This is a genomic window from Methylobacterium oxalidis (genome assembly GCF_007992195.1).
Taxonomy (GTDB): Bacteria; Pseudomonadota; Alphaproteobacteria; order Rhizobiales; family Beijerinckiaceae; genus Methylobacterium; species Methylobacterium oxalidis.
In genome coordinates this window covers 1-4,616 of the sequence record NZ_BJZU01000032.1, presented here as the reverse complement: position 1 = coordinate 4,616, position 4,616 = coordinate 1, and the positions used below count along the sequence as shown (strand labels likewise).

Annotated in this window: 6 protein-coding genes; 2 read left to right on the top strand and 4 right to left on the bottom strand. The window is 75.8% G+C overall.

All coding sequences use genetic code 11. From position 1 onward, the window contains the following. Window positions 1-26 precede the first annotated feature (26 nt). Window positions 27-614 carry a nitroreductase family protein gene (locus MOX02_RS09755; protein ID WP_147025601.1) on the bottom strand — a complete coding sequence of 196 codons (588 nt, stop codon included), beginning with the start codon at window positions 612-614 and terminating at the stop codon, window positions 27-29. Between the two features lie 220 nt (window positions 615-834). On the opposite strand from MOX02_RS09755, the gene MOX02_RS09750 reads away from it, so the two are divergent. Further along, window positions 835-1,755 (top strand): RgsD C-terminal domain-containing protein, encoded by a 921-nt coding sequence (locus MOX02_RS09750; RefSeq protein ID WP_147025600.1) that lies wholly within the window; start codon window positions 835-837, stop codon window positions 1,753-1,755. Here the strand turns inward: MOX02_RS09750 and MOX02_RS09745 are convergent. From MOX02_RS09745 to MOX02_RS31135, 3 genes are read right to left on the bottom strand one after another with little or no spacing between them, the layout of a single operon-like run. Further along, window positions 1,689-2,696: a DMT family transporter gene (locus MOX02_RS09745; RefSeq protein WP_147025599.1), complete on the bottom strand. Its 1,008-nt coding sequence runs from the start codon at window positions 2,694-2,696 to the stop codon at window positions 1,689-1,691. The two genes, MOX02_RS09750 and MOX02_RS09745, sit on opposite strands and share 67 nt — an antisense overlap. A gap of 8 nt (window positions 2,697-2,704) precedes the next feature. After that, window positions 2,705-2,872 (bottom strand): hypothetical protein, encoded by a 168-nt coding sequence (locus MOX02_RS31140; protein WP_170267780.1) that lies wholly within the window; start codon window positions 2,870-2,872, stop codon window positions 2,705-2,707. A 17-nt stretch (window positions 2,873-2,889) separates the two neighbouring features. Further along, window positions 2,890-3,051, bottom strand: a complete 162-nt coding sequence (locus MOX02_RS31135) for a hypothetical protein (RefSeq protein WP_170267778.1) — start codon at window positions 3,049-3,051, stop codon at window positions 2,890-2,892. Between the two features lie 106 nt (window positions 3,052-3,157). Between MOX02_RS31135 and MOX02_RS09740 the strand changes: the two genes are divergently transcribed. Beyond that, window positions 3,158-4,552 carry an aminotransferase-like domain-containing protein gene (locus tag MOX02_RS09740; protein ID WP_147025598.1) on the top strand — a complete coding sequence of 465 codons (1,395 nt, stop codon included), beginning with the start codon at window positions 3,158-3,160 and terminating at the stop codon, window positions 4,550-4,552. Window positions 4,553-4,616: the final 64 nt, after the last annotated feature.

The following is a 4,616-nucleotide window of genomic DNA, read 5'->3' as shown; positions in this document are numbered from 1 at the left end:
GCGGCCCGGCTCGACGATGGTCCGGCTCAGAGGCGCGTGACGATCTCCGCGAGGTCGGGCCGCGGCCGGTCGGAGGGGCGCTCGGCGGCCCGGCCGATATGGACGAAGCCCGCGAGGCGCTCGCGCGGGTCGAGGCCGAGCGCGTCGAGGACGCGGCGGTCGTAGGCGTACCACTCGGTGAGCCACGCGCTCGCGAAGCCCGAGGCGTTCGCCGCCACGCAGAGGTTCATGGTGGCCGCGCCCGCCGAGAGCACCTGCTCCCATTCCGGGATCTTGGCGTGGGGCCCCGCCCGCGACACCACCGCGACGACGAGGGGCGCCTGGGCGAGGCGCCCGCGCTCCAGCGCGAGGCGGGCCGCGTCGGCCTCCGGATGGTCGGTCCGGTAGGCCGCCTCGATCACCGCGCCGATCCGCTCGCGGCTCTCGCCCTCGATCAAGATGAAGCGCCAGGGGGCGAGCTTGCCGTGGTCCGGCACGCGCGAGGCGATCCGCAGGATCGCGTCGAGGGCCTCCGGGCCGGGGCCCGGCCCGTCGAGCTTCAGGGGCGCCACCGAGCGGCGGGCGGCGAGGAAGGCGAGGGTCTCGGGGAAGGCGTCGGCCTGGGCGTCGGGCATCATCGCGGGCAGGGTCTCGGGAACCGGCGGGCAAGGGCGGAGCGGCGGGCCCGTCGACGGCAGGCCCTCCGCCGTGCGAGAGTCCGGCCGGCGGCCATCACGCCGCCACGGTCCGCGTCCAGATCCAGCGCTAACTGGCGCCTGCGCGGCCGTTTGGCAATCGGCGCGGGCGCGCGTGCGGCCTCGGCGGCGGCGGAGACGGGTTGCGATGGCGGGCGGGATGAGGCGTCGGACGGTGTGGCTCGCGGGCGCGGCGTCGCTTCCCGCCGCGTGCCTCCTCGTCGCCCCGGCCGGCGCGCAGAACCCCTTCGGCAACGGCCTCGGCCCGAACCTGCCCGCGCCCTCGATCACGGGGCCCGGGCTGCCCGGCCCGTCGCTGTCCGGGGAGGAGGCGGCGCTCGCGGTCTCCGCCGTGCTCGGCGCGGGCGAGCGCAGGCTCGCCTCCGGCCTCGCCTGGCGCGTCTACGAGGACCGCAGCGACGGGGGGCGGCCCGCCATCGTCGCCCGCTCGAACGAGGCCGAGCCGAGCTTCCGCCTGCCCGCCGGCGCCTACGTCGTCACCGTCACCTACGGCTACGCCAGCGCCTCGAAGAAGGTCGTGATGTCCGGCCAGCCGCAATCCGAGCGGCTCAAGGTCAATGCCGGGGCCCTCAAGCTCTCCGGCGCCATCGGCGACACCCGGATCGCGCCCGGCCAGCTCTCGTTCTCGGTCTTCGTGCCGATCGGGACGAATTCCGAGGGGCGGCTCGTGCGCAGCGGCGTCAAGGCCGGCGAGCTCCTGCGCCTGCCCGAGGGCACCTACCACGTGGTCTCGACCTACGGCGAGTCGAACGCCATCCAGCGCGCCGACCTGAAGGTCGAGAACGGGCGCGTCACCGACGCGACCCTCAACCACCGGGCCGCCACCGTCACCCTGAAGCTCGTGGCGAGCGCGGGCGCCGAGGCCTTCGCCGGCACCGCCTTCAGCGTGCTGACGCCGGGCGGCGACACCATCCGCGAGGCGATCGGCGCCTTCCCGCAGGTGACGCTGGCCGAGGGCGACTACGTGCTGATCGCCCGCCACGACGGGCAGGTCTACACCCGCGAGTTCAAGGTCGAGAGCGGGCTCGATCGGGACGTCGAGGTGCTCGCCAAGTCCTGAGGGGCCGGCGGAGACCGGCGCGGCGCGGCGAGGCGCCGGGCTCCCGCCACGCAGGCCGCGACGGCGAGCGCCGCCACCAGCATCCGCCCCTCGATCACCTCCCCGAGGACGAGGGCCGAGACGAGGAGCCCGAGGAAGGGCTGCAGCAGCTGCAGCTGGCTCACGGCCGCGATGCCGCCCCGCGCGAGCGCCCGGTACCAGAACACGAAGCCGATCAGCATGCTGAACAGGGACACGTAGGCGAGGCCCGCCAGCGCGGCGGGCGGGCTCGCGAGCGGCGCCGCCGGCAGGGAGGCGAGCGCCAGGGGCAGGCTCAGCGGCAGCGCCAGCACGTTCGCCCAGGCGATCACCTGCCAGCCGCCGAGGCGGCGCGCCAGGACGCCGCCCTCCGCGTAGCCGAGCCCGCAGGCCAGGATCGCGGCGAGCATCAGGCCGTCGCCGGGCCCCGACAGGCTCCCGAACCCGGGAGCCGCGAAGGCGGCGATGACCGCGGCGCCGAGCGCGGACAGCGCCCAGAAGGCGCGCGGGGGCCGCTCGCCGCTGCGCAGCGCCCCGAACAGGGCCGTGGCGAGCGGCAGGATGCCGACGAACACGACGGCGTGGGCCGCCCCGACATGGCGCAGCGCGAGCGCGGTGAGGAGCGGGAACCCGACCACGACGCCGCCCGCGACGACGGCGAGCGGGACGAGATCCGCACGGCCCGGCAGGCGCTGGCGCAGCAGCAGCAGGGCCGCGCCCGCGACGCAGCCGGCGATGGCGGCCCGCGCGGCGGTGAGGAAGATCGGATCGAAGCCCGTGAGCGCGAGGCGCGTCGCGGGCAGCGAGGCGCTGAAGATCAGGACGCCGAGGAAGCCGTCGATCCAGGCGCGGGACCCGGCCGCAAGCGGACTCGCGGTCCGCGCGGCGGTCCGGGAGGAGGTGCGGGTGGGTGCGAGCGTCATCGGTAGGGTCACCCGTGCGGACTGATCAGCATGAGCGCCACCAGGAAGCCGGTCACGAAGACGATCGCGTCACGGATGCCGTACGCGGTCCATTCCGGGTCGGCGGCGTAGCCACTCGCGCGGCGACAGGCCTCATCGCCCGCTTCGCGCAGCGGGCGATCGTGGGGGGGCCGCATCTCGGTGGGCATCCCGGTCAGGCCCCGACGACGATCAGGATCAGCGCGAGGCCGAGCGCGCTTCCCACGAGCGCCAGGTCGCCGGCGAGGCCGCGCAGCCCGCGGGCGAGGCGGCCCGCCGCCCCGTCCGCGAACGGCCGGCGCCCGCCCCGTCCCGCCTCGCAACATCCATTCGCCATCGCGGCCTCCCGAATCACGGGCGGACGATGCGTCCGGCCGGGCTTCCGCGACAGGGACGGAACCGGTACAATTCGTCAGAACTGTCCTGGATGGGGAGCAGTACGGATGGCGGACGGAGCGGCGACCCTGCCCGAGACCCGCGTCGGCGCGGTGATGTCGGCGATCGAGGCGCGCATCGCCGGCCGGATCCTCGGCCCCGGCGCGCGCCTGCCCTCGATCCGCGCCTTCGCGGAGACGATGGGCGTCTCGAAGTCGACGGTGGTGGAAGCCTACGAGCGTCTCGGCGCGGAGGGCGCCATCGTCTCGCGGCCGGGCTCCGGCTTCTACGTGGCGGGACGGCCCGAGCCCCTGAGCCTCGCCGCGATCGGGCCGCGCCTCGACCGGGCGGTGGACCCGCTCTGGATCGCGCGGCAATCCCTGGAGCCGGGCCAGGACCTGCTCAAGCCCGGCTGCGGCTGGCTGCCGCCGGACTGGATGCCGGACGGGAGCCTGCGCCGGGCCCTGCGCCAGCTCGCCCGCGACCCGCACCAGAGCCTCGCCTGCTACGACGCGCCGCTCGGGCATCCGGGCCTGCGCCAGCTCGTCGCCCGGCGCCTCTCCGACCGCGGCATCCCGGCCCACCCGGACGCCCTCGTGCTCACGGATTCGGCGACCCAGGCCCTGGACCTGATCTGCCGCTTCCTGCTGGAGCCGGGCGACGCCGTGCTGGTGGACGACCCCTGCTACTTCAACTTCCACGCCCTGCTGCGGGCGCACCGGGTCCGCATCGTCGGCGTGCCCTTCGGGACGGCCGGGCCCGACCTCGCCGCCCTCGCGGCGGCGCTCGCCGAGCACCGGCCGCGCTTCTACCTGACGAATTCCGGCCTCCACAATCCGACCGGCGCCACGGTGAGCCCGGCCACCGTGCACCGGGTGCTCAAGCTCGCCGAGGCCCACGACACCCTGATCGTCGAGGACGACATCTACGCCGATTTCGAGCCGGAGCCGGGCCCCCGGCTCGCCGGCTTCGACGGGCTGGAGCGGGTGATCCACATCGGCGGCTTCTCGAAGGCCCTGTCGGCGGCCGCCCGCACCGGGGTGATCGCGCTGCGGCCGGACTGGGTCGAGCGCCTCGTCGACCTGAAGCTCGCGGTGAGCCTCGGCAACGGCAGCCTCGCGGCCGGCCTCGTGCACCGCACGCTCAGCGACGGCTCGTACCGGCGCTACCTCGACGGCATGCGCGCGCGCCTCGCCGAGGCGCGGGGCAGCGTGGTCAAGCGGCTCACGGGCCTGGGGCTGTCGGTGCCGCACGTGCCGGCGGCCGGCATGTTCCTGTGGGCGCGCCTGCCCGGCGGCCTCGACGCGGCGGCGGTGGCGCGGCGCGCGCTCGCCGGGGGCGTGGTGCTGGCCCCCGGCCCGGTCTTCAGCGTCGGCCAGGACGCCGCCGACCGCCTGCGCTTCAACGTCGCCCAGTGCGGCGAGCGGCGGATGTTCGAGGTGCTGGCCCGGGCGATGGGCTGAGGCAGGCCCCTTACCCGTGCGGGAGCGGTGGATGCCGGCTCCGTCGCTCTGCCCCGAAACGATC